Raw genomic sequence first — 23,371 nt, forward strand, 5'->3', positions numbered from 1 at the left:
CCGAGTACTGGTTCGGGGTCGCGGGTGTAGGTTCTTCCGGCCGGGCTGGTGAAGGTGAACCTGCCTGGTTTGCGTTGGGCCACTTCCCAGGTCGACCGGTGCTTGACCCTGTGGTGGTAGCGGCAGAAGGCGCCCAGGTTGGCTTCTGAGGTGGGGCCATTCGGGAACGGGACCGTGTGGTCCAGATCCGACTCGTGCGACGGGCGCATGCAACCGGGGAAGCGGCAGGTTCGATCTCGCGTCCACACGAACCTGCGTAGGGCGGCTGGTGGGCGGTAGGTGCTGGTGCCGAACTCCAGTGGCTCGCCGCTGGTCGGTTCGGTGAGCAGGCGCCGCCACGTCGCGTCGGCGGCCAACTCGCGGGCCATCTCGGCGGTGATCGGGCCGTAGCCAGCCAGTTCGCCCGGCTGTTCGGACAGACCCATCAAGGTGGCTGCGGAGATGGTCACGTAGACCTCGGTCTTGACGGAGCTGGTCTTGTCCGGGGTGGCGAGGATCAAGTCGGCGACCACGTCCGCGCGGATCTGGTCCAGCGTGCGCGGGTCCTTCGGGTTGCGGACCGAGCGGGCGATGTCGTCGACGCGCTGGTAGCACATGGTGGCCGTGTCTCCCGGCAGGAGGGCCCAGAAGCGAGCCATGCCGTGGTCCAGCGTGTCCATGCCAGTGCAACGCTGGGCCTTGCGGATCTCCGCCCGGTCCTTCTCGCCCTCCGGATCCACCCGCATCACGACTCGGTTGGTGAGCCGACGCATCTGCGCGCCCGTCTGGTCTGGGGCCTTCACCAGCACACGGGCCTCGACCTCGGCGGCGTGATCCGCTGACAGGGGAACGGTCTTGTCGTAGAGGACGCGTGCCTTGTAGAAGTCGATCTCGCCCTTTTCCAGGGCGTCGATGGTCTGGGGCAGCCTGGTGACCATCTCCAGCGCCATCGCGACCTGATCACTCGTCCACCGCGACGTCCACTTCATCGCAGCGGCGATCGCGATCTCGGCCTCGAAGAACTCCTCACCCTCACACGCGATCGCATAGTCCGCGAGGACGTGCAGACGCTGCGCCTGATGATAGGCGATCTGTTTCTCGTGATAAGCGAGAGCATCGAGAACCTCGACGGATTCCATGCCTCCAATTCTATTCATGATCATTTTACGAAAAGGGGGATCGGCGCCACACAATCGGGTGAACATGCAGGTCAAGCCAGGTGTCATAGGTGTCGTGCGTCGTTTTTCTCTCTCGACGCACGACACGCCTGGTGGTTACCTGCGGACCTTATGACAATCGCACGAAATGGACCACGCCCCGCAACCGCCTACGTCGAGAACGGCGAAGCTGCCCCCTCAGCCCGCGTACGACCTCGACGAGCAGTAGCGGACAACGGCAACGCGATCTCCTCCAGCGACTTGTTCTCCGCATCGACGGCGAGGAACCGCGCCACCAGCCCACCCGCGATCATGATCACCGCACCGACCAGGTACCCGATGAACAGCCGCACGGGGTGGTCACCCGTCCCGATCAACGCACCGTAGATCACCGGACCGAGCGCGCCGAAGCACTGAGCGATCGCGAAGAACACGCCGATCGCCTTCGCCCGCACCTCCAACGGGAAGATCTCGCTGACGGTCAGGTAGGCCGCACTGGCACCGGCCGAGGCGAAGAAGAAGATCACGCACCACGCGATGGTCTGCGTGATCGCGTTCAACGCGCCGGTGTAGAACAGCACGGCGGTCACGCCGAGCAGGGCGCCCGAGAGCACGTAGGTCCAGAACAGCATGGCCCGCCGGCCGATCGTGTCGAACAGGTGCCCGATCGTGAAGGGGCCCACCAGGTTGCCGACCGCGAACGCGATCAGGTACAGCGGCGTGGACTCCGACGAGACGCCGTAGAACTTGCCCAGCACCAAGGTGTAGGTGAAGAAGATCGCGTTGTAGAGGAACGACTGCGTGATCATCAGTGTCGCGCCGAGCACCGCTCGTGACGGGTACTCGCGGAACAACACGCGGGCCAGCGCCAGGTAGCCGATCTGTTCTGCCGGCTTGACCTCGATCGCCTTCTTCTCGTCTACCGGCGGCAGCGTTCGGCCGGTCTCCTCGACCTCGTGCTCGATTCGCGCGATCGACTCCTCGGCCTCGTCGTTGCGGCCGTGCATGATCTGCCACCGCGGGCTCTCCGGCAGATGCCTGCGCACGAAGAGGATCACCAGGCCCAGCACCGGTCCGATGAGGAACCCGAGCCGCCAGCCCAGTGACAGGTCCACCTTGTTGAGCAGGATGAACGAGCCGAGCGTGCCGAGCACCGCGCCCGCCCAGTAGGTGCCGTTGACCGCGATGTCGACACGGCCTCGGAAGCGCGCGGGAATCAGTTCGTCGATCGCGGAGTTGATCGCCGCGTACTCGCCGCCGATGCCCATGCCGGCGATGAACCTGGTCAGGTACAAGAAGATCAGCCAGCCAGCACCGTTGCCGAGGGTGAACGCGGTGAGGCCGGAGCCGACCAGGTAGACGGCCAGCGTCAGCATGAAGAGCTTGCGGCGGCCCAGGCGGTCGGACAGATGGCCGAAGTACAGAGCGCCCACGACCTCGCCGATCAGGTAGACGGTCGCGAGCAGGCCGACCGCGGTCGACGACAGGTGCAGCGTCTCCGGTTTGGTGAGCGTGTCGGCGATCGCGCTGGCGACCGTGATCTCAAGTCCGTCGAGAATCCACGCCACACCCAGCGCGATGACCATGCGGGTGTGGAACGGTGACCACGGCAGCCTGTCGATGCGCGCCGGAATCAGCGTGCGAACCCCAGTGTCCATTTGTCAGCCTCTCGCCGCGATGAGCGCTTGCGGTGCGCTCTGCTTGATCCGCGTCTTCAACCACGCGAGCTGTCGTGCGGTGTCCTGTTCGCACGAGCTCACGACGTCGAGAAGTTCCTTGTCGCGCAAGCCTTGTGCGGCTTGGCCGACGACGGTCCAGGTGATGTCGGTGAACGACGCCAGCGCGTAGAGGTCCTGCAGGTCGCGCAGCAGGCCGACACCGCCGCTGCGCGTCTGCGAGAACTCGGCCGCGTGCAGGCGTTCCGGCTCCGGCTCGCGGTGCTCGCCATACCTTTCGACGATCGGGCCGAGCTTCTCGACCTGGGCGTCGATGCGTTTCGACAGCACGTGACAGGTGTGTTCGACGTCCGGTTCGTCGCCATGACCCTTCGCGACCTCGCGGAACGCGTCGGCCAGCGTCTGCAGCGAGGTGTGCAGGAGTCCCAGATAGGTCGCGAGATGCATCAGACCCTCCTGATCCGCACGGCGCTGATCTTGAACAGCGGCTGCTTCGAGACGGGGTCCCACTGGGTCGCCGTCAGCTCGTTGGCGGCCTGGAAGCCGTAGTGGAAGGGCAGGAAGACGACACCGTCGCGGCACCGTCCAATCCGGACCGGAACCTCCACGAACCCGCGCTCGGACTCGACCCGCACCACGTCCCCGTCTGCCAGGTCGAGCGTGGCGGCATCGGAGGCGGACATCTCGACCCACGGTTCCGGCGCGGCCTTCTGCAGCTCGGGAGCGCGACGGGTCTTGGTGCGGGTGTGGAAGTGGTAGACGGTGCGACCGGTCGTGCAGATGAACGGGTACTCGTCGCCCGGCTGCTCTGGCGCCGGGGTGTACTCGGCGGCCTTGAGGAACGCGCGCCCGTCCGGTCGCCGAGCCTTGTAGTCGGTCGGCGTCGTCGAAGCACCGGTCAGCAGGTCGTGCCCGTAGTCCTCGCAGTAAGAAGCATCGGTGGGGAAGTGGCCGTCGGCGTAGAGCCTTTCGCCACCCCAGGGAATTCCGCTGCCACCGCGCAGCCGCTCGTAGGAAAGCTCGGTGTAGTCGCAAGGACGGCCGCGGCTGCACTCGCGCCACGCGTCGAACGCACCCTCGGGGTCCTTCCAGGTGATCAGCGGATCGCCGTCGCGGTTGCGGAAACCCATGCGGTTCGCGTAGTCCAGGAAGATGTCGAGATCGCTGCGTGCCTCACCGGGCGGTTCGACGGCCTGCTCGGACAGGTGCACGACCCGCGAGAGGTTCGTGAAGGTGCCCTGCTTCTCGCCCCACAACGCGGCGGGCAGCACGACGTCGGCCAGCTCGGTCGTCTCGGTGCGGAACGCGTCCTGCGCGATCACGAACAGGTCTTCCCGGCGCAGGATGTCGCGAACCCGCGACAGCTCCGGCAGTGAGACAGCGGGATTGGTCGCGGAGATCCACAGGAACTTGATCGACCCCTGCTCGGCGTAGCGCCAGATCTGCATCGCGTGTGTCGGCGGCGCCCAGTGCGGAATGGTGAGCGGGTCGACGTGCCACAGTCGCGCGAGCTCCTGGACGTGCTCGGGATTATCCCAGTTGCGGAAGCCCGGCAGGTCGCCGTCCGCACCGGCCTCGCGGGTGTTCTGCGCGGTCGGCTGGCCGTTCATCTGCAGCACACCGCTGCCCGGCTTGCCGAGCAGGCCGCGCAGCAGGTGCAGGTTGTTGACCTGGCACGACGCGGCGGTCGCCTGGTGCGACTGGTAGAAGCCCTGCAGCACGGTCGACAGCACGCGCTCGGACGTGCCGAAGATCTCGGCGGCGCGCAGAAGGTCGACGGGGGAGATGCGGCAGATCGAGGCCACGTGCTCCGGCGTGTACGGCTCGACGGTCGCCTTCAGCTCGTCGAAACCCAGGGTGTGCCGCGAGATGTACTCGTGGTCGAGCCAGTCGTGCTCGATCAGCGCGCGCAGCAGGCCGTTCAGCAACGCCTGGTTGGTGCCGGGCAACGGCGCCAGGTGCACATCGGCGGCCTCGGCGGTCGGCGTGGTGCGCGGGTCGACGACCACGACTCGTGGACGATCCGGCCCGGCGATCCGGTCGAGCACGCGTGCCCACATCACGGTCTGCGTGGAAGCCATGTTGTGGCCGAAGAGGAACAGCGCGTCGCACAGGTCGATGTCGGCGTGGCAGGCGGGCTGACCGTCCGAGCCGAACGACTCCTTCAACGACGCGCCGGCCGTCGCGGTGCACAGGCGGGTGTTGCCGTCCATGTGCGGCGTGCCGATGCCGGCTTTCCCGATGACGCCGAGCGTGTAGTACTCCTCGAGGAACAGCTGCCCGCTCGTGTAGAAGCCGTGCGACAACGGCCCGACTTCAGCGAGGAGATCCTGGGAGCGGCGCACGATCGCGTCCATCACGGTGTTCCAGTCGGTTTCGACCAGTTCGCCGTCGCGGCGGATCAGCGGTTTCGTGAGGCGATCCTTGCGATGTGCCTGCCACGAGCCGTAAAGCCCCTTGGGGCCCATCCTGCCGTGGTTGACCATGTCTGACGCCCGTCCGCGCACACCTACGATCTGACCGTCCTTGACCGCGATGTCGCAGCCGCACCCGTTGCTGCACAACACGCACGCCGACTGAACCCATCGGTCCACATCGGACTCACCGAGGCCGTCCGCGAGCTGCTGGTCGACCCGTACCGGCCAGTCAGTTCCACGTCCGTGCGGAGTGCGTGGTCCCCATACGTCGGCGATGCGATCCACGAAAAAGCAGTACCCGGCATTGTCGTGCTGAAACTCAATCGGTCAGAACGCGCCCGTAACGCCTTAGAACACGCTCGCGCAAATCAGCGTCCGACCTGGGTACTGGCTGGATGAACACCTCGTCGACGTCGTGGAACAGCTCGCGCAGCTCGTTGTCGATGCGAATGCAGGCTTGTTCCACGTCACCGGCCGAATAGGTGTCGATGAAGTCGACTCGTGCACATACGAGCACTTTGTCCGTTCCTGTGAGCATTGTCTGGACGTCGACCAAATCGTCGACCTCCGGCTGCTTCTCGATGTGGTCCCAGACGGCTCGCACGAGTCGTTGGTCAGCCTGGCGCCCGATCAGCAGGCCCTTGCAGACGCGGCCGAGCAGCACCGCGACCACGGCCAGCAGCACGCCGATGAGGATCGACGCGATGCCGTCCCACACGGCGGATCCGGTCAGCTGGTGGAGCGCGACTCCGGCCGCCGCGAGCACGATGCCGATCACGGCGGCGAGATCCTCGGTGAACACGGCGCGCGGTGTCGGGTCGTCGGTGCCGCGCAGTTCTCCTGCCATGGAGACGTCGTGTTCCTCGGCCTCCCGGCGGACCTGACGGGTCGCCTGCACGAGCGACACACCCTCCATGACGAACGCGATGGCGAGCACGACGTAGTTCACCCACACGTAGGTGCTCTCCTCGTGCGGCGTGATGATCGTGTGCACGCCCTGGTACAGCGAGAACACCGCGCCGGAGATCAGGATCCCGAACGCGGCGAGCAACGACCAGAAGTAGCGCTCTTTGCCGTACCCGAACGGGTGCTTCGCGTCGGCCGGACGCTCAGAACGCTTGACGGCGGTGAGCAGTAGAAGCTGCGTCGACGTGTCGCCGACCGAGTGCGCCGCCTCCGACAGCAGCGCGCCGGAGCCGGACAGCAAGCCTGCGACGAGTTTGAGCACCGCGACGGCGAGGTTCGCGAGCAGTGCGATGAGCACGGTGAGCCTGCTGCCTTCCATGTGCTCCCGGCTACCCGTGCACGAACGAGGTGACACGTGTTTGCGGCGGCTGTCCGGGGGAACCAGGCGACGGACAGAGGAGGAATGACGTGAGAGTTGTCGTCACCGGCGGCGCGGGTTTTCTCGGTTCGCACGTCTGCGAGGCGCTGCTGCGTGACGGCGCGCAGGTGGTGTGCGTCGACGACTTCCGCACCGGCTCGCGGGACAACGTGCCGGACGGCGTGGGAGTGGTCGCGGCGGACGTGTCGCGGCCGCTGGACCTGCTCGGACCGGTCGACCTGATCCTGCACCTGGCGTGCCCGGCGTCCCCGGTGGACTACCTGCGGATGCCCGTGGACACGTTGCGGACGGGCGGTTTCGGCACCTACCACGTGCTGGATCTGGCCCGCCGCAAGAAAGCCCGCGTGGTCGTCGCCTCCACCAGCGAGGTCTACGGGGACCCTGAGGAGCATCCGCAGCGGGAGTCGTACTGGGGGCACGTGAACCCGATCGGGCCGCGCAGTGTCTACGACGAGGCGAAGCGGTTCGGTGAGGCGATGACCGTGGCGTTCCGGGCAGAGCACGGCGTGGACGCGGGAATTGTGCGGATCTTCAACACGTACGGGCCCCGGATGCGGGCGAAGGACGGCCGGATGATCCCGACGTTCCTGCGGCAGGCGTTGGCGGGCGAACCGTTGACCGTGCACGGTGACGGGCTGCAGACGCGGTCGCTCTGCTACGTCTCGGATCTGGTGCGCGGGCTGCTCGCGATGGCTCGCAGCGATCACCCAGGCCCGATCAACCTCGGCAACCCCGCCGAGGTCACCGTGCTGGACGTGGCGCACAAGACCATCGAGGTCACGGGCAGTGCTTCTGTCGTCCGGCACATTGAGCCGATGACCGATGACCCACGGCGGAGGCGGCCGGACATCAGCCTGGCCGGCGAGATCCTGAGCTGGCAGCCCCGCGTGCCGCTGGACGAGGGACTCCGGTCGTTCGCCCGGGAGTTCGCTGGGTAGCTGCTGGTGCTGTTGGGGGCGGGATCTCTGTCGTTTGCGGTGGAGTTTGCCGGGTAGCTGCTGGTGCTGTTGGGGGCGGGATCTCTGTCGTTTGCGGTGGAGTTTGCCGGGTAGCTGCTGGTGCTGTTGGTGCAGGATCTCCGTCGTCTGCCGTGGAGTTTGCCGGGTAGCCGGTGGTGCTGTTGGGGCGGGATCTCTGTCGTTTGCCGCGGACTTTGCCGGGTAGCTGCCGGTGCTGTTGGCGCGGGATCTCCGTCGTCTGCCGTGGAGTTTGCCGGGTAGCCGCCGGCGCCGTTGAGGCAGGATCTCCGTCGTTTGCCGGGGAGTTTGCCGGGTAGCCGCACCTCATGCGAGTTCTCGGGATCAACGCGGTGTTCCACGACCCGGCCGCGGCACTGGTGGTCGACGGCGAGATCGTGGCGGCGGCGGAGGAGGAACGGTTCTCCCGTCGCAAGCACGGCAAGCGGCCCGTGCCGTTCTCGGCGTGGGAGCAGCCGGAGCTGGCCGCGCGCTGGTGCCTCGAGCAGGCCGGGTTGACCGCCGCCGACCTCGACGTGGTGGCGTATTCGTACGACCCGTCGCTGGTCGACGCCGAGTACGCGCCGTGGGAGGAGCTGCGGACGACCTACGCCCGCCAGGCTCCGCGGTTCCTGGCGACGGCGTTGCCCGGACTGGATCCCGAGATCGTGCGGTTCGTGCCGCACCACGTCGCCCACGCCGCTTCCACCGGGCTCGCCGCGCCGTTCGACGGGAACTGCGCGGTGCTCGTGGCGGACGGTCGCGGTGAATGCGGGTCTCATCTGGCCGGCCGGTACGTCGACCATGAGCTGACCACTTTCGCGTCGCAACGGCTGCCGCACTCGCTCGGCCTGATGTACGAGGAGTTGACCGAACATCTCGGATTCCTGCGTTCCAGCGACGAATACAAGGTCATGGCCCTGGCGGCGCACGCCAAGCCAGTGCACCTGGACCTGCTGCGCGAGCACGTACTGGTTCACGAAGGCGGCTTCGAGATCCGGCCGCTGGACTGGAGCACGCTGGCCAAACAGCGGGCGAAGGACGAAGAGCTGACCCAGGAGCACGCCGAACTGGCCGCGAGCGTGCAGGTGCGGCTGGAGGAGGTGCTGCTGGAGTTGGTGCGCTGGCTGCACGACCGCACCGGTGAACGACGGCTGACCATGGCGGGCGGGGTGGCGTTGAACTGCGTCGCGAACACGCGGATCTTCGCTGAGGGACCGTTCGACGAGGTCTGGATCCAGCCAGCCGCCGGTGATGCGGGCACGGCTCTGGGGGCGGCGCTGCACGTGTCGGACCGGGTGTCCGCGATGCCCGGTGCCGACCTCGGCCGGGGATTCTCGGACGAGGAGATCGAAACGGTGCTGCGCGTCGCCGCGGTGCCGTTCGAGAAGCCCGCGGACGTGGCGGTGGAGGTGGCCGAGGCGCTGGCCGCGAACAAGATCGTGGCGTGGTTCCAGGGGCGCAGCGAGTACGGCCCGCGTGCGCTGGGGCGTCGATCGCTGTTCGCGAACCCGTGCTTCGCCGAGAACCTGACCCGGCTCAACGACGTGAAGGGCCGCGAGCAGTTCCGGCCGGTGGCCCCGATGGTGCTGGCCGATCGGGCTGCCGAGGTGTTCTCGCGCGGGCCGATTCCCAGCCCCTACATGCTTTTCGTGCACGACGTCCGTCCGGAATGGACCGATCGCATCCCCGCCGTCGTGCACGTGGACGGCACCGCGCGAGCGCAGACCGTGGCCGGCGATCCGTTGCTGGAACGGATGTTGCGCGAGTTCGAGGCGCGGACCGGGGTGCCGGTCGTGGTGAACACCAGCCTCAACACCGCCGGACGTCCCATGGTCGACTCGCCCCGTGACGCCCTGGAGTGCTTCGGTTCCTCACCGGTCGACCTGCTCGCCATCGGCCCGTACGTGGTGCGCCGATGACCTACTCCGTCGTGATCCCCACCGTCGGCCGCCCGAACCTGAACGACCTGCTGGACACGCTGGTCGAGGGTTCGGGGCCGGAACCGCTGGAGATCATCGTGGTGGACGACCGGGAGACCGGCCTCGGCCCCGCCGCCGCGCGCAACACCGGCTGGCGCGAGGCCCGTGGCGACTGGGTGGCGTTCCTCGACGACGACGTGGTGCTGGCGCCGGACTGGAAAGAGCAGCTGAGCGCGGATCTCGCGGACCTGCCGGAAGACGTCGGCGCCACCCAGGCTCGCATCGTCGTGCCGTTGCCCGGCGATCGCCGGCCCACCGACGCCGAACGCGGTACCGCAGGTCTGGCCACTGCCCGTTGGATCACCGCTGACATGGCGTACCGGCGGGAGGCGTTGGCGCGGTCCGGCGGCTTCGACGAACGCTTTCCCCGTGCCTACCGCGAGGATGCCGAGCTGGCGTTGCGCGTGCAGGACCTCGGCTATCGGATCTTGCAGGGCTCGCGGGTGACGACGCACCCCGTGAAGCCCGCGACCTTCATGACGAGTGTGGACCAGCAGCGCGGCAACGCCGACGACGCGTTGATGCGACGGCTGGTGGGCGCGCGGTGGCGTTCGCGCATCGGCGGGCAGCGGGGACGGCTTCGGACGCACGCGTTGACGACAGCGGCGGGGCTCGCTGCTGTCCTTTGTGGACTGACTGGACGGCGCCGGGCGGCAGTACTTCTGGGAACGGTCTGGGCGGCACTCACCGGGTGGTTCGCGGTGCAGCGGATCGCCCCGGGACCGCGGACACCGGACGAGATCGCGCGGATGGTGGTCACCAGTGCGCTGATCCCGCCCGCCGCCTGTGCGCACCGGATCCGGGGCGAGGTCCGGCATCGGCGGGTGCGGCCGTGAGGATTCTCGTGCTGAGAGCGCTCGGGCTGGGGGACCTGATGGCCGCTGTGCCCGCGCTCCGGGCGTTGCGGGCAGCGTTTCCGCAGACGGAGATCACGCTCGCGGCCCCGGAGTGGCTGAGGGACGCGGTGGAGCGGATCGAGGCCGTGGACCGGCTGTTGCCGACGGAGGAGCTCGGCCGGATCGACTTCGAACGGCCGGACCTCGCGGTGAACCTGCACGGCAAGGGACCGCAGAGCGTCGAGAGATTGCTGGCGACGCGGCCACGGCACGTGATCACCTACAAAGGATGGGCCGGGGACTGGCCGGCCGAGCTGCACGAGATGGCCCGGTGGTGTCACTTGTTGCAGCGCAACGGGATCCGGTGCGATCCGGACGACTTCCGGTTGCGCCCGCTCGGTCCGCGGACGAACCAGGTCGTGATCCATCCGGGTGCGAGCACGGGCGCTCGCAGATGGCCGGTGGAGAGGTACGAGGCTGTCGCGCTGGCATTGCGCGATGTCGTCGTCACCGCGGGACCGGGCGAGTACGACCTGGCGCGCCACGTCAGCCCGGACCCCGTGAACGGCAGTCTGGCCGAGCTCATGGACCTGATCGCCACCGCCAGGCTCGTCATCTGCGGCGACACCGGTGTCGCCCACGTCGCCACCGCCTACGGCACGCCGTCGGTGCTGCTGTTCGGACCGGTCTCGCCTGACATCTGGGGACCGAGGCGAGGCCCGCACCGGGTGCTCTGGCACGGCGAGACAGGCGACACGTTCGCCGACGAACCCGATCCGGGGCTGCTGAAGATCACGGTGGAAGAAGTCCTCGACGCGGTGGGAGGTGTGTTGTGCGAGCAAAGCGAATCGGTGTCATCGGAGCCGGCTACGTCGGCCTGACCACGGCCGCCTGCTTCGCGCACCTCGGCCACCGGGTGATCTGCGCGGACAACGACGAGACCAAGATCGAGGCGCTCAACGCGGGTGAGATCACCCTGCACGAACCCGGCTTGCGCGAACTGGTCGTGGAAGGCCTGCACAGCGGCAACCTGCGGTTCGTCACGGGCAGCACGACGTCCGATGCGGACTTCACGTTCGTCTGCGTGCCGACACCCACCGGAGCCGACGGCGCGGCTGATCTGTCGGCGGTCGAGGAAGTGCTGGGCGAACTCGACCACGGCGTGGTGCTGAAGTCGACGGTTCCGGTCGGCACCGCGGTCCGGCATCCCGGAGTCGTGTCGAACCCGGAGTTCCTCAGGGAAGGGCATGCCGTCGAGGACTTCCTGCGCCCCCAACGGATCGTGGTCGGCGCGCGGACCGAGCGCCAGGCCCACGAGGTGGCCGAGCTGTACGCCGCAACGGGTGCGCCGACCGTGCTCACCGACAACACGAGCGCCGAACTGGTCAAGTACGCCAGCAACTGCTTCCTGGCGCTGAAACTGTCGTACGTCAACACGTTGGCGGAACTGTGCGAGCACCTCGACGCCGACATCACCGGCGTCACCGAAGGCATGCGGCTGGACGACCGGATCGGCGCGTCCTGCCTGCAACCGGGACCGGGCTGGGGCGGATCATGCCTGCCCAAGGACACTCTCGCGTTGCTCGCCACGGCGAAATCGGCCGGCGTCGACTTCGCGACCGTCGAAGCCGCAGTCAGCACCAACTGGCACCAGCCGCACCGGGTGGTCGACAGGATTCGCCGGGAAGTCGGCAAGCTCGACGGCGCCAAGATCGGGCTGTTCGGCCTCACGTTCAAGGCGGGCACGAACGACCTGCGCGACTCACCCGCGCTCGTCGTGGCCGCACTGCTCGCTCAGGAAGGCGTTGAGCTCAAGGCCTACGACCCGTGCGTCAGCGACGACCAACCGGACATCAAGACCGCGACCTCCGCCGCGGAAGCTGCGGAAGACGCGGACATGCTGGTGGTGCTGACGGAATGGCCCGAGTTCGCGGAGCTGGATTGGCCGGAGCTGGCGGACACCGTCAGGCACCCGCGGATCTTCGACACGCGCAACGTTCTGCCCGAGGACAAGGTGACGGAAGCGGGGTTCCGGTTGATCAGGATTGGCCGGTAGAACCCCGAGGTGAACGGCGCTGGTTGTGGACGGTGGTTGTGGGCGGTGGTTGTGGGCGGTGGTTGTGGGCGGTGGTCGTCGTGTTCAGGACAGGCCGTTCGGAACCCCGAGGTGAACCACCTTGGTGGTGGTCATCTCGTCAAGAAGTTCAGGCCCGTAACCGAACCCCGTGCCGGATGCGCCACGCGGCTGAGCAGCACCTCCTGGAGCACCGCCGAACACCGCGTTGATCTTCACCGTGCCGACCGGAAGCGACCGCCACGCGCGTTGGGCGTGCTCCATCGAGCTGGTCAGCACGGTGGCGGCCAGGCCGTAGTCGCCGGAGCACGCCTCCGACAGGCCCTCGTCGAACGACGACACCAGCTGCACCGGAGCGACCGGGCCGAACGTCTCCTCGCACATCACCCGCATCGCCGACGAGCAGTCCGCCAGCACCGTCGCCGGGTAGTAGGCGCCGGGACCGTCCGGAACCGAACCGCCGACCAGGGCGGAGGCCCCGACTCCCAGCGCGTCGGCGACCTGCGAGTGCACCGACGAACGGTGCCGCGTGTCGACCAGCGGCTGCGGATTCTCGTTCCACCTGCGGGCCTCGGCGCACAACGCGTCCAGGAACGGCTTGGCGATCGTCTTGTGCAGGTAGATCCGCTCGACCGAGGTGCACAGCTGACCCGCGTTCGTGAAGGCGCCCAACGCCGCCTGCGCCGCGGCCCAGGCCGGATCCACGTCGTCGTCGACGAGCAACGGGTCGTTGCCCCCGTTCTCCAGCAACAACTTCGCTGAGGACACGGACGCGATCGCACGCCCGGCCGCGGTGCTGCCGACGTGTGCGACGAGGTCGACGTCGGAGGAACTCACCAGCGCACCACCGATCTCGCCATCGCCCACCAGCGTCTGCAGCACACCGGCGGGGAAGCACGGCATGAGAACGGTGGCGAGCAACAGACCTGTGTGCGGGCAGCGTTCACTCGGCTTGTGCACCACGACGTTCCCGGTGACCAACGCCGCGCCCAGCAACCCGCACGCCACCGCCACCGGGTCGTTCCACGGCGTCAGCGCGACCACCACACCGCGTGGTTCTGGAACCATGAAGTCCACCGCCGAACCGAGCAGCGACCGTCCACGATGGACTGGACCGAGCTCGGCGTACTGCTCCAGCGTCGACGCACCCGCCAGCACGCCCTCGCGAGCCGACCCGAACGGCCGTCCGGTCTCGGTTTCCACGACTGTCGCGAGATCGCTCGCCCGTGCCCGCAACGACGAAGCGGCTTCCTTCAGCGCTTCGCCGCGTTCCGCCGCTGACACCGACGCCCAGGTCGGCCAGACGGACCGGGCCGACGACAGCGCGGCGGACACCTCGGCGGAAGTGGCGGTGGGCAGCCAGCCGACCAGTTGCGAGTCGCGGGGGCTGTGGACGTCGATGGCGTGCATGGCGGTCATCACTGGCGGGTACCCGTCAGCGCAGGTCGAAACCTTGGAGGGGCCATGCCCGGACGTCAGGAACTGCCCAGCACGGTGGCGCGGTCACCGAAGAAGGCGCAGCGGACGTGGATCAAGGCGCACGACTCCGCCGTCGAGACGTACGGCGAGGGCGAACGGGCGCACCGCACCGCGTTCTCGGCGCTCAAACACAGCTTCGAGAAGGTCGGCGACCACTGGGAGCCCAAGAAGGAGAAGGGTCCGTCGGACAAGCAGGCTGAACGCAGCACACCGGCGGAAGGTGAGACCGCGGGCGGGGTGGACGCCAACGCGAGCAAGCAACACCTCTACGACATCGCGAAGCGGCTCAAGATCGAGGGCCGGTCGCAGATGACCAAGGACGAACTGGTCGACGCCATCGAGAAGGCGAACAACCGCGAGACCGCGCGGGCACGATCGTGAAGGTCGTCGTCACCGGTGCGACCGGCAACGTCGGCACCGCGCTCCTGCGCAGGCTCGCCGACGAACCCGACGTCCAGGTGCACGGCATCTCCCGCCGTCCGCCGCAGGACGCGCCGCCGTACAAAGGACTCGACTGGACACCGGTCGACATCGGCCAGCCCGGCGCGGAAGAGCTGCTCGACATCGCGTTCGAGAACGCCGACGCCGTGGTCCACCTCGCGTGGCTCATCCAGCCGTCGCGCGACGAACGCGAGCTGTACCGGGTGAGCGTCGCCGGTTCCTCCCGCGTCTTCACCGCCGCGGCCAAAGCCGGCGTACCGCACCTCGTGCACATGTCCTCGGTCGGCGCGTACTCGCCGTCGCGCAAGGACAAGCGGGTCGACGAGGGCTGGCCGGTCGACGGCGTGAGGACGTCGTTCTACAGCAGGCACAAGGCCGCGGTGGAGCACATGCTGAACCAGTTCGAGACCAGCATGCTGATCTCCCGGCCACGCCCCGGCCTGATCCTGCAGTCCGAAGCGGGCTCCGAGATCCGCGACTACTTCCTGGGCGGTTTGGTGCCGAAAGCCCTGTTCCGGCACCGGATTCCGATCCTGCCGCTGCCCAGCGACCTGGTGCTGCAGTTCGTGCACTCGGACGACGTCGCCGACGCCCTCGCGCGAATCCTGAAGCAACGACTGCACGGCGCGGTGAACCTCGTGGCCGAACCTGTCGTCACTCCCCGTGTCCTGGCGGAGGTGCTGGGCGGTCGGCACGTGCCCGTCCCGCCGTGGCTGTTGCGCCTACTGGCGAATGTCACCTGGCGATTGAGGCTGCAGCCCACTCCGCCGGGATGGGTGGACCTGGCCCTGAAGGCGCCGCTGCTGGACGCGTCACGGGCACGGACGGAGCTCGGCTGGGAACCGCGGTACGACGCGCAGGAGACGCTTCAAGCGCTCGTGCGGGGAATCGGCGAAGGCAAGGGCGTCCAGGCCAGCCCGGTGTTGTGAACCGCTTCGCCGAGTAGCGTTTCAAGTCGTCGCCGAAGGCTAAATCTCCTCTATGGACCAGGCCTTCGACGCGGTGCTCTTCGACCGCGACGGCACGCTCATCCAGGACGTCCCGTACAACGGCGATCCGAGCCGTGTCGCGCCGATGCCAGGTGCCCGCGAATTGTTGCGGGACCTGCGCACACACGGCATTCGCACGGGCGTGGTGACCAACCAGTCCGGCATCGGCCGAGGACTGCTCACCGAGACGCAGGTCGCCGCGGTGAACGCACGGGTGGAGGAGCTGCTGGGCCGGTTCGGCACCTGGCAGGTCTGCCCGCACCACCCCGCCGAGGGCTGCGCGTGCCGCAAACCCGCTCCCGGCCTGGTGTTCGCTGCCTGTGCCGCGCTCGGGGTCAGCCCTCAGCGCACGTTGCTGGTCGGCGACATCGGGGCGGATGTGGCGGCAGCGAGCGCCGCTGGTGCCGTACCGCTTCTGGTGCCCACCGCGGTGACTCGGCCAGAAGAGGTCGAACAAGCGCCCCACACCGCCCCTGACCTGCACGCCGTGCTGGAGATGGTCCGGTGAGAACCCTCGTGGCACGACTCGACAGCGACGGCGACGTGCTGCTCGCCGGACCGGCCGTGCGCGCGGCCGCGGCGGCGGGCGAGGTCGTCCTCCTGTGCGGTCCCAGCGGCGTTCAGGCTGCGGAACTGCTGCCCGGCGTCACCCGGATCGTCGAGTGGGAATGCCCGTGGGTCGTCCACCCCGCACCGGACGTCCGGCCGTTCGACGTCGAGGCCGTCACGGCGCTGGTGCGCGGAGTTCGCGCCGATGTGGCGTTGATCCTCACCTCGTTCCACCAGAGCCCGCTGCCGCTGGCGTTGCTGCTGCGGCTGGCGGGCGTGCCGAAGATCGTCGCGCGATCGGTCGACTACGCCGGATCACTGCTGGACGTCCGGTTGCGCGACGATCCGGACGTCCCCGAGGCGGAACGGGCGCTGGAAGTCGCGCGCGCCGCGGGATTCGACGCCGCTGACGGCAGGCTCGCGATCGTCGAGCCGCCGGCGTTCGAACTCACAGGGACCGAACTGAGCCATCCGTACGTGGTGGTCCACCCCGGTGCGACGGCGCCCGCCCGCACCTGGTCGCCTGATCGCTGGGCGAAGGCCGTGGTCGCGCTGACCGCGGCAGGGCATCGCGTCGTCGTGACCGGAGGCCCGGCAGAAGCCGGGCTGACCGAACACGTCGCTGGCGCGTGCGGAACCGATCTGGGCGGGCGCACCAGCTTCCGCGAACTGGCCGGGGTGCTCGCCGGTGCCGAGGCCGTCGTCGTCGGCAACACCGGCCCCGCCCACCTCGCGGCCGCGGTCGGTACACCGGTCGTGTCGTTGTTCGCCCCGGTGGTGCCGGCTGTCAGGTGGGCTCCGCACGGACGGCATGTGCTTCTCGGTGACCAGAACGCACCGTGTCGTGGGACGAGGGCCCGCGACTGCCCGGTGCCCGGTCACCCGTGCCTCGATCTGGTCGACCCCGCTGATGTCGTCGCGGCCGTGGCAGAGGTGACGTCGTGAGGATTCTGCTGTGGCACGTGCACGGGTCGTGGACGCACTCGTTCGTCCAGGGCGGGCACGAGTACTTGATTCCAGGACCACCACATGGCATCGGGCTGGCAGGAAGGCCGTGGCAGGCGAGTGAAGTAGGTCTGTCCGAAGTGGACGATGCCGATGTCGCGGTCGTGCAACGGGTCGAGGAGCTCTCGCAGGTGCCGGCCGGCATCCCGGTGGTGTACCTGGAGCACAACACGCCGCGCGCGCCCGCCGAGGAGCATCCGCTGGCCGGGTGGGACGGCACGGTCGTGCACGTCACGCACTTCAACGACCTGATGTGGGACTGCGGCAGCACCAGGACCGTCGTGATCGAGCACGGCGTCGTCGACCCAGGGCCGCTCTACACCGGGGAACTCCCGCGCGCGGCGGCTGTGATCAACGACCCGGTCCGCCGTGGCCGGATCGTCGGCACGGACCTGCTGCCGAGATTCGACCCCGTCGACGTGTTCGGCATGAACACCGAGCAGATCGGCGGCCTGGGGGACCACGATCTGCCGACGTTGCACCGGGAACTCGCCCGGCGGCGCGTCTATGTGCACACCCCGCGCTGGACGTCGCTCGGGCTGTCGTTGCTGGAGGCCATGCACATCGGCATGCCGGTGGTCGCATTGGCGTGCACGGAGGCAGTGCGGTTGCCGGCGGAAGTGGGTGCCATCTCGGCCAACGTGGAGGAATTGGTGCGTGAGGCACGGGAGCTGATCGCAGATCCCGTGCTGGCAAAGGAAAAAGGAGAACGGGCGCGCGACTTCGCGCTCACCCGCTACGGGCTCGACGCGTTCTTGCGCAACTGGGACGTGCTGTTGAAGGAGGTGATCGGATGAGGATCGCGATGGTGTCGGAGCACGCCAGCCCGCTCGCGGCTCTGGGAGGTGCCGACGCGGGAGGACAGAACGTCCACGTGGCGGCACTCGCGGCAGCACTTGTGCTGCGGGGTCACGAGGTGGCGGTCTACACCCGGCGCGACGCCCGCGGGTTACCCCGCCGCGTCGCCACCCCGGACGGCTACGAGGTCGTGCACGTGCCCGCGGGACCGGCGAAGCAGGTGCCGAAGGACGAGCTCCTGCCGCACATGACCGACTTCTCCAAGTTCCTGATGCGCGACTGGCAGGTCCAGCGGCCGGACGTGGTGCACAGCCACTTCTGGATGTCCGGGCTGGCCTCGGTGCTGGCCGTGCGCCGCGACCACATCCCGGTCGTGCACACCTATCACGCGCTCGGCACGGTGAAGCGCCGTCACCAGGGCGCGCAGGACACCAGCCCGGCCGACCGGATCACGATGGAACGGTTGGTGGGACACGAGGTTCACACCGTCGCCGCCACCTGTGACGACGAGGTCGACGAACTGATCGCCATGGGCCTGAAGCGGAACAAGATCACGATCGTACCGTGCGGTGTCGACACGAAGCTGTTCGCGCCGATCGGGCCGGTCGCCGGGCGGGCCGCACCACATCGGATCGTGTCGGTCGGCAGACTGGTGCCGCGCAAGGGTTTCGAGGACCTCATCGCCGCACTGCCACTCGTTCCGGACACCGAGCTGGTGATCGCGGGAGGCGCCCGCGACCTGAAGAACGACCCCGAGGCGCAACGGCTGCTCGCGTGCGCGGAGGCCTGCGGTGTGTCGGACCGGGTCCACCTGATCGGACAGGTGGCGCGCGCGGACATGCCGGCTCTGCTGCGTTCGGCGGACGTCGTGGCCTGCGTGCCGTGGTACGAGCCGTTCGGCATCGTGCCGCTGGAGGCGATGGCGTGCGGTGTCCCGGTGGTCGCGTCGGCTGTCGGCGGATTGACGGACACCGTGGTCAACGGCGTCACGGGCGTGCTCACCCCGCCGCGTGACCCCAGGAACCTGGGCCGGGCGCTGCGCAGGCTGCTCGCGGACCGCTCTCGTGGCATGGCGTACGGAATGGCCGGTCAGGACCGGGTGCAGGCCAGATACACGTGGGACGAGGTCGCTGCCCGCACGGAGCTCGTCTACCAGCGCGTCGGTGCGAGCGACGGTTTGGCGGTGGCGCGGTGACGGTCGAAAGCCACCTGGACGGACTGACCGGCACGCTCGACGGTCTTCGTGCTGAATCCCGGCGGATCCACCGCTGGGGCGCATCGCTCGCGCGACTGCTGGTGGACGGCGGCAGGGTGCTCGCGGCCGGCAACGGCGGATCCGCCGCGGAAGCCCAGCACCTGACGGCCGAACTGGTCGGGCGCTACCGGCACGACCGCGCGCCGTTCTCCGCGCTGGCGTTGTGCTCCGAGACCTCGAGCGTCACCGCGATCGCCAACGACTACGGCTACGACCAGGTCTTCGCGCGGCAGATCACGGCACACGCGAGGCCGGGTGATCTGGTGATCCTGCTGTCGACGAGCGGGCGCAGTCCGAACCTGCTGGAGGCAGCGCATGCGGCCCGGTTGGCGGGAGCGAGAGTGTGGGCGCTGACCGGGCCGTCGCCCAACCCGCTGGCCTCACTGGCGGACGACACGCTCGCGCTGCCCGGCGACGCCTGTCATGTGCAGGAGGCACAGCTGGTGGTGGTGCACGCGTTGTGCGAGGCCTTCGAAGCGGCACTGCCGGCGGCCTATCGGAGGGCGTCGTGAAGCTCGTCGTTGTTGGCGACACGTTGCTGGACATCGATGTTGTCGGAACTGTCTCGCGGCTATGCCCGGACGCTCCTGCGCCCGTGCTCGATGTCGTCGGCGAGCACGCACGAGCCGGTGGAGCTGCTCTGGCGGCTGCGATGGCCGCGCGGGACGGCGTGGACGTGACCCTGGTCAGCGCGTTGTCCGAGGACGAGACGGGGGAGCGGCTGCGGTCCCTGGTCGACGTGCCCCGCGTGTTCGGGCGGGCTGCTTCCGTGCCGGTGAAGACACGTCTGCGTTGTGACGGCACGTCTTTGGCCCGCGTGGACCGTGGTGGTGGCTCGGAGGCACCGCAGGTCACCGACGACATGCTCGACGTCGTGCTGTCGGCGGACTTCGTGCTCGCCTCCGACTACGGCCGCGGGCTGCTGCGCGACGAACGGCTGCGAGCGGTTCTGACGCGGGTGCCGGTGGTGTGGGATCCGCATCCGCGCGGACCGGCACCGGTTCCCGGAGTCCGGCTGGCCACGCCGAACCTTTCCGAAGCCACCGCGTTCAGCGGTACGGCCGATCCGGATGAGGCCGCGGCGAAGTTGTTGTCGGACTGGCAGGTTGTCGTACTGGCAGGCGCGGGCCGTGGTGGTGACGATGGGCGGAAAGGGCGCATTGCTCCACTGTGGAGGGACGCCGGTCGCCGTTCCCGCGCCCGCTGTTCCGGTAGCCGATCCGTGTGGAGCGGGGGACAGGTTCGCCGTGACGGCCGCCGTCCGGCTGGCCGCGGGTGCCGCTCTGGACGACGCCGTTGCTGACGCGGTGGGGGCCGCTGCCGAGTTCCTGGCTCACGGCGGGGTCTCGGGCATGCGTGCACCGCTGCCGTCCACTGTGGAGGAAGTGCGCCGGCGTGGCGGCGTTGTCGTTGCCACGGGCGGGTGTTTCGACGTCCTGCATCCCGGGCACGTGCGGATGCTGGCTGCGGCGCGGGCGTTGGGGGACTGCCTGGTGGTGTGCCTCAACTCCGACCTGTCGGTGCGGAGGCTGAAGGGTGAGGGCCGGCCGGTCAACCGGCAGGACGAGCGCATCGAGGTGTTGCGGGCGTTGGAGTCCGTGGACGACGTGGTCGTGTTCGGCGAGGACACGCCGGAACACGTGCTGAGGCGCCTGAGGCCGGACGTGTGGGTGAAGGGCGGCGACTACACCGCCGAACTGCTGCCGGAAGCCGAAGTCGTGCGGCATTGGGGCGGCCGGACGGTCGTCGTGCCGTACCACCGCGGGCATTCGACCACTGAGATCCTGTCGAGGAGGGCTTGATGCTGGGGAACGTGCTGGTGACCGGAGGCGCGGGCGGGCTGGGCGCGGCCGTCGTGGACGCGGTGCGCGAAGCCGGGGGAACACCGTTGGTGCTGGACAAGTCGGCGCCCTCCACCGCGGACTTCGAACTGGTGGACCTGTCGGACGGGCGGGCAGCCGAAGCCGCCGTGGCCAAGCTCGCCGAACGGCACGGCGGCTTCGGCGGCGTCGTCACGGCGGCCGGTGTCGACCGCTGCGGCACGTTGGCGGAGGTCCCGGCGGAGGAGTGGGAGAACGTCGTCAAGGTCAACCTGTTCGGCACGGCTGCCGTCGTGCGGGCCGCGTTGCCGCATCTGCGGAACGGGCGAGTGGTGACGGTCGCGTCCACGCTCGGGTTGCGTGCCGTCAGTGACGCGACGGCCTACTGCGCCTCGAAGTTCGGGGTCGTCGGGTTCACCCGCGCACTGGCGGCCGAGACCGCGGGACGGGTCGGGGTCACGCTGGTCGTGCCCGGTGGGATGCGGACGAACTTCTTCGACGACCGCACCGAGCAGTACCGGCCGAAGGACCTGGAGAAGCTGAACCCGCCGGACCGGGTGGCGGCGGCGATCGTGTTCGCGTTGAGCCAGCCGAAGGACTGCGAGGTGCGCGAGCTCGTGATCGCGCACAGCGAGGAACCGTCCTGGCCCTGATTTCACACCGCCCGATCTGGGTATCAGTTCAGGGTGAACGGTGACGATGAGTTGGAAGAACTGGACGAGGACTCGTTGCACGACAGCGAGTTCTTGCCGACTGGACGTCCCAGCCGGTTGGTGATCGGGGCCAGTGAGACCGCACGCGGTGGTGTGCTCTGGCTACCGGTCGCCGGCGTTCTCGCGTTGTGCGGCAAGAAGAAGACCGCCAAACGCGCGCTCGCGGCAGCGGCGGTGGCGATGCCGATCGGCCACCTGATCAGCGTGGTCGTGCACCGCCAGAGGCCGCCCGCCGCGAACATGCCTGCGCGGCAGGCACTTCCCGAGCACCCCGACTCGTCGTCGTTCCCCTCCAAGCACGCGGTGACGGCCGCCGCGTTCGGCGCGGCCACCGCGCTGGAGGACCGCGGGGCCGCTGTGGTCGTGACGCCGCTCGTGCTCCTCGTCGCCTACAGCCGCCTGCGCACCCGCGTGCACTGGCCGACGGATGTCCTGGGAGGACTCTTGATCGGCGTGCTCGTGGCGCTCGGTCAGGCCGGGATCGGGCGTTCCGCCAAAGCCAGGGCGACGGCGTGGAGGTTGGCGGTCATGGTCCGGCCGGTGTTCACTGGCCGCTCGTGATCGGCGTGCTCGTGGCGCTCGGTCAGGCCGGGATCGGGCGTTCCGCCAAAGCCAGGGCGACCGCGTGGAGGTTGGCGGCCATGGTCCGCCCGGTGTTCTCCGACCACTCGTGACCCTCGTCGGTGTCCGAGTAGCTGGGCCCCGGCCCCGGACCCTTGTTCCAGTACGTCCAGGCCTGCCCCGGGATCGTGTAGCCGATGTCGCCGAGCCCTCCGGCGATCTCGCTGATCACGTGGTGCGCGCCGTCCTCGTTGCCGGTCACGACCACACCCGCGACCCGGTTGTAGGCCACCGGTCGCTCTTCGTCGTTGGTCTCGGAGATCATCGCGTCCATCCGCTCCAGCGCCCGTTGCGCGAGCGAGGACGGCCGGCCGACCCACGTCGGCGTCGCGACGACCAGGATCTCGGCGCCGAGGAGTGAGGCGTGGATGCGCGGCCACTCGTCGCCGGGACCCTCGTCGGTCGTGACACCGGGCGGGATGTTGTGGTCCCCCAGCCGATAGGTGGTGACCTCGACGTCCTTCTTGGTCAGCTCGTCGACGACGACTTGGGCGAGCAGGTCGGTGTTGGACTGGTCCGGCGACTTCTTGAGGGTGCAGTTGAGCACCACGGCACGCATCAGGGCTGCCTCCACTTCTCGTCGTTGAGCATTCCGCTGGCCTGCGGTCCCATCAGGGACATGCCTCCGTCCACGACGAACGAAGCGCCCGTCACGTAACCGGCGGCCGGAGTGGCGAGGAACGCGACCACGGCCGCGACCTCGTGAGCGTGACCAGGACGGCCGAGCGGGACTCCTGGACGGGGCTGGGTGTGCGGGTCGACGTCCTCCTGGTCGGTCATCGGCGTCGAGATCTCCCCTGGTGCCACGGAGTTCACCGTGATGCCGTGCTCGGACAGCTCGAGCGCGAGCACCTCGGTCAACGCGCCAAGACCGGCTTTCGCGGCGCAGTAGGGGGCGGCTCCGACGCGCGGGAGGTGTTCGTGGACCGAGGTGATGTTGATGATCCGGCCGCCACGACCGGCGGCGATCATGTGCTTGGCCGCGCGCTGGCAGCAGAGAAAGGCGCCGTCCAGGTCGACCGAGATGACCTCGCGCCAGGTGTCGAACTCCATGTCCATGACCTTCTGGCTGCTGCCGGTGCCGGCGCAGTTCACGAGGATGTCCACGCCGCCCAGTTCCTCGGCGAGTTCGTCGACGACAGCGGCGGCGGTGGGCAGGCAGGTGAGGTCGAGCTGCCGGACGGCACAGCGAGCGCCTGCCTCGCGCACCTGGTCAGCGGTCTTCGCGGCGCCGTCGGCGTCCTGGTGGTAGGTGATGCCGACGTCGGCACCACCGCCC

23 protein-coding genes are annotated in these 23,371 nt (G+C 68.7%); 15 read left to right on the plus strand and 8 right to left on the minus strand.

Annotated elements, in window-relative coordinates; genetic code table 11:
• The 5 genes from UK23_RS40005 to UK23_RS40025 form a co-directional block, all read right to left on the minus strand.
• A partial coding sequence (locus UK23_RS40005) for an HNH endonuclease signature motif containing protein (RefSeq protein ID WP_045317013.1) occupies window positions 1-1,118 on the minus strand: 1,118 nt, incomplete at its 3' end.
• 188 nt (window positions 1,119-1,306) lie between these two features.
• Entirely contained in the window at window positions 1,307-2,794 is a 1,488-nt protein-coding gene (locus tag UK23_RS40010; RefSeq protein WP_045317014.1) for an MFS transporter, read from the minus strand.
• 3 nt (window positions 2,795-2,797) lie between these two features.
• Complete coding sequence (locus UK23_RS40015) at window positions 2,798-3,259, minus strand: hypothetical protein (protein WP_045317015.1); 462 nt, start codon at window positions 3,257-3,259, stop codon at window positions 2,798-2,800.
• Complete coding sequence (locus tag UK23_RS40020; RefSeq protein ID WP_045317016.1) at window positions 3,259-5,514, minus strand: molybdopterin oxidoreductase family protein; 2,256 nt, start codon at window positions 5,512-5,514, stop codon at window positions 3,259-3,261. The genes UK23_RS40015 and UK23_RS40020 overlap by 1 nt, the downstream gene beginning before the upstream one ends.
• 34 nt (window positions 5,515-5,548) lie before the next feature.
• Window positions 5,549-6,514, minus strand: a complete 966-nt coding sequence (locus UK23_RS40025) for a cation diffusion facilitator family transporter (RefSeq protein ID WP_045317017.1) — start codon at window positions 6,512-6,514, stop codon at window positions 5,549-5,551.
• Window positions 6,515-6,603: 89 nt separating this feature from the next.
• Between UK23_RS40025 and UK23_RS40030 the strand changes: the two genes are divergently transcribed.
• The 5 genes from UK23_RS40030 to UK23_RS40050 all read left to right on the plus strand — a co-directional run bounded on the left by UK23_RS40030 (window position 6,604) and on the right by UK23_RS40050 (window position 12,404).
• On the plus strand, window positions 6,604-7,512 hold the full coding sequence (locus UK23_RS40030) for an NAD-dependent epimerase/dehydratase family protein (RefSeq protein ID WP_045317018.1): 909 nt from the start codon (window positions 6,604-6,606) through the stop codon (window positions 7,510-7,512).
• Window positions 7,513-7,859: 347 nt separating this feature from the next.
• Window positions 7,860-9,452, plus strand: a complete 1,593-nt coding sequence (locus UK23_RS40035) for a carbamoyltransferase (protein WP_045317019.1) — start codon at window positions 7,860-7,862, stop codon at window positions 9,450-9,452.
• Window positions 9,449-10,348: a glycosyltransferase gene (locus tag UK23_RS40040; RefSeq protein WP_045317020.1), complete on the plus strand. Its 900-nt coding sequence runs from the start codon at window positions 9,449-9,451 to the stop codon at window positions 10,346-10,348. Before UK23_RS40035 ends, UK23_RS40040 begins: the two co-directional genes overlap by 4 nt.
• A complete protein-coding gene (locus UK23_RS40045; RefSeq protein WP_231114893.1) occupies window positions 10,345-11,229 on the plus strand; it encodes a glycosyltransferase family 9 protein in 885 nt (294 codons plus the stop codon). The genes UK23_RS40040 and UK23_RS40045 overlap by 4 nt, the downstream gene beginning before the upstream one ends.
• On the plus strand, window positions 11,181-12,404 hold the full coding sequence (locus UK23_RS40050) for a UDP-glucose dehydrogenase family protein (RefSeq protein WP_045317021.1): 1,224 nt from the start codon (window positions 11,181-11,183) through the stop codon (window positions 12,402-12,404). The genes UK23_RS40045 and UK23_RS40050 overlap by 49 nt, the downstream gene beginning before the upstream one ends.
• An 84-nt stretch (window positions 12,405-12,488) precedes the next feature.
• On the opposite strand, the gene UK23_RS40055 is transcribed toward UK23_RS40050, so the two are convergent.
• Window positions 12,489-13,841, minus strand: a complete 1,353-nt coding sequence (locus tag UK23_RS40055) for an aldehyde dehydrogenase family protein (protein WP_045317022.1) — start codon at window positions 13,839-13,841, stop codon at window positions 12,489-12,491.
• A 45-nt stretch (window positions 13,842-13,886) separates the two neighbouring features.
• Here UK23_RS40055 and UK23_RS40060 point away from each other — a divergent pair, with 45 nt between their 5' ends.
• The 10 genes from UK23_RS40060 (at window position 13,887) to UK23_RS40105 (ending at window position 22,032) form a co-directional block, all read left to right on the plus strand.
• Window positions 13,887-14,282 carry a ChaB family protein gene (locus UK23_RS40060; RefSeq protein WP_045317023.1) on the plus strand — a complete coding sequence of 132 codons (396 nt, stop codon included), beginning with the start codon at window positions 13,887-13,889 and terminating at the stop codon, window positions 14,280-14,282.
• Window positions 14,279-15,271 carry an NAD-dependent epimerase/dehydratase family protein gene (locus tag UK23_RS40065; protein ID WP_045317024.1) on the plus strand — a complete coding sequence of 331 codons (993 nt, stop codon included), beginning with the start codon at window positions 14,279-14,281 and terminating at the stop codon, window positions 15,269-15,271. Before UK23_RS40060 ends, UK23_RS40065 begins: the two co-directional genes overlap by 4 nt.
• A gap of 52 nt (window positions 15,272-15,323) precedes the next feature.
• Window positions 15,324-15,839 carry a D-glycero-alpha-D-manno-heptose-1,7-bisphosphate 7-phosphatase gene (locus tag UK23_RS40070; RefSeq protein WP_045317025.1) on the plus strand — a complete coding sequence of 172 codons (516 nt, stop codon included), beginning with the start codon at window positions 15,324-15,326 and terminating at the stop codon, window positions 15,837-15,839.
• Window positions 15,836-16,825 (plus strand): glycosyltransferase family 9 protein, encoded by a 990-nt coding sequence (locus UK23_RS40075; protein ID WP_045317026.1) that lies wholly within the window; start codon window positions 15,836-15,838, stop codon window positions 16,823-16,825. Before UK23_RS40070 ends, UK23_RS40075 begins: the two co-directional genes overlap by 4 nt.
• Window positions 16,822-17,682 (plus strand): glycosyltransferase, encoded by an 861-nt coding sequence (locus UK23_RS40080; protein ID WP_063778163.1) that lies wholly within the window; start codon window positions 16,822-16,824, stop codon window positions 17,680-17,682. The genes UK23_RS40075 and UK23_RS40080 overlap by 4 nt, the downstream gene beginning before the upstream one ends.
• Window positions 17,679-18,878, plus strand: coding sequence for a glycosyltransferase (locus UK23_RS40085; protein ID WP_045317027.1), 1,200 nt, complete (start codon window positions 17,679-17,681; stop codon window positions 18,876-18,878). The genes UK23_RS40080 and UK23_RS40085 overlap by 4 nt, the downstream gene beginning before the upstream one ends.
• Window positions 18,875-19,450 carry a D-sedoheptulose-7-phosphate isomerase gene (locus UK23_RS40090; RefSeq protein WP_045317028.1) on the plus strand — a complete coding sequence of 192 codons (576 nt, stop codon included), beginning with the start codon at window positions 18,875-18,877 and terminating at the stop codon, window positions 19,448-19,450. The genes UK23_RS40085 and UK23_RS40090 overlap by 4 nt, the downstream gene beginning before the upstream one ends.
• Before the next feature lie 630 nt (window positions 19,451-20,080).
• Window positions 20,081-20,740, plus strand: a complete 660-nt coding sequence (rfaE2, locus tag UK23_RS54885) for a D-glycero-beta-D-manno-heptose 1-phosphate adenylyltransferase (protein WP_330770556.1) — start codon at window positions 20,081-20,083, stop codon at window positions 20,738-20,740.
• Window positions 20,740-21,411 (plus strand): SDR family oxidoreductase, encoded by a 672-nt coding sequence (locus tag UK23_RS40100; protein ID WP_045317029.1) that lies wholly within the window; start codon window positions 20,740-20,742, stop codon window positions 21,409-21,411. The genes rfaE2 and UK23_RS40100 overlap by 1 nt, the downstream gene beginning before the upstream one ends.
• Window positions 21,412-21,444: 33 nt before the next feature.
• A complete protein-coding gene (locus UK23_RS40105) occupies window positions 21,445-22,032 on the plus strand; it encodes a phosphatase PAP2 family protein (protein ID WP_063778164.1) in 588 nt (195 codons plus the stop codon).
• 22 nt (window positions 22,033-22,054) lie between these two features.
• Here UK23_RS40105 and UK23_RS40110 read toward each other — a convergent pair whose 3' ends face one another.
• Window positions 22,055-22,651, minus strand: a complete 597-nt coding sequence (locus UK23_RS40110) for a flavodoxin family protein (protein ID WP_045317034.1) — start codon at window positions 22,649-22,651, stop codon at window positions 22,055-22,057.
• Window positions 22,651-23,371: SDR family oxidoreductase (locus UK23_RS40115; RefSeq protein ID WP_045317030.1), on the minus strand; the 721-nt coding region annotated here is incomplete at its 5' end. The genes UK23_RS40115 and UK23_RS40110, both read right to left, overlap by 1 nt.

Origin of the sequence: Lentzea aerocolonigenes (genome assembly GCF_000955955.1) — a bacterium.
Lineage (GTDB): Bacteria > Actinomycetota > Actinomycetes > Mycobacteriales > Pseudonocardiaceae > Lentzea > Lentzea aerocolonigenes_A.

Bases quoted from the DNA above. Each gene is read 5' to 3' on its own strand.
- UK23_RS40010 (WP_045317014.1), bottom strand. From the start codon at position 2,794: ATGGACACTGGGGTTCGCACGCTGATTCCGGCGCGCATCGACAGGCTG.
- UK23_RS40015 (WP_045317015.1), bottom strand. From the start codon at position 3,259: ATGCATCTCGCGACCTATCTGGGACTCCTGCACACCTCGCTGCAGACG.
- UK23_RS40025 (WP_045317017.1), bottom strand. From the start codon at position 6,514: ATGGAAGGCAGCAGGCTCACCGTGCTCATCGCACTGCTCGCGAACCTC.
- UK23_RS40035 (WP_045317019.1), top strand. From the start codon at position 7,860: ATGCGAGTTCTCGGGATCAACGCGGTGTTCCACGACCCGGCCGCGGCA.
- UK23_RS40040 (WP_045317020.1), top strand. From the start codon at position 9,449: ATGACCTACTCCGTCGTGATCCCCACCGTCGGCCGCCCGAACCTGAAC.
- UK23_RS40055 (WP_045317022.1), bottom strand. From the start codon at position 13,841: ATGACCGCCATGCACGCCATCGACGTCCACAGCCCCCGCGACTCGCAA.
- UK23_RS40060 (WP_045317023.1), top strand. From the start codon at position 13,887: ATGCCCGGACGTCAGGAACTGCCCAGCACGGTGGCGCGGTCACCGAAG.
- UK23_RS40070 (WP_045317025.1), top strand. From the start codon at position 15,324: ATGGACCAGGCCTTCGACGCGGTGCTCTTCGACCGCGACGGCACGCTC.
- UK23_RS40085 (WP_045317027.1), top strand. From the start codon at position 17,679: ATGAGGATCGCGATGGTGTCGGAGCACGCCAGCCCGCTCGCGGCTCTG.
- rfaE2 (WP_330770556.1), top strand. From the start codon at position 20,081: ATGGGCGGAAAGGGCGCATTGCTCCACTGTGGAGGGACGCCGGTCGCC.
- UK23_RS40100 (WP_045317029.1), top strand. From the start codon at position 20,740: ATGCTGGGGAACGTGCTGGTGACCGGAGGCGCGGGCGGGCTGGGCGCG.
- UK23_RS40110 (WP_045317034.1), bottom strand. From the start codon at position 22,651: ATGCGTGCCGTGGTGCTCAACTGCACCCTCAAGAAGTCGCCGGACCAG.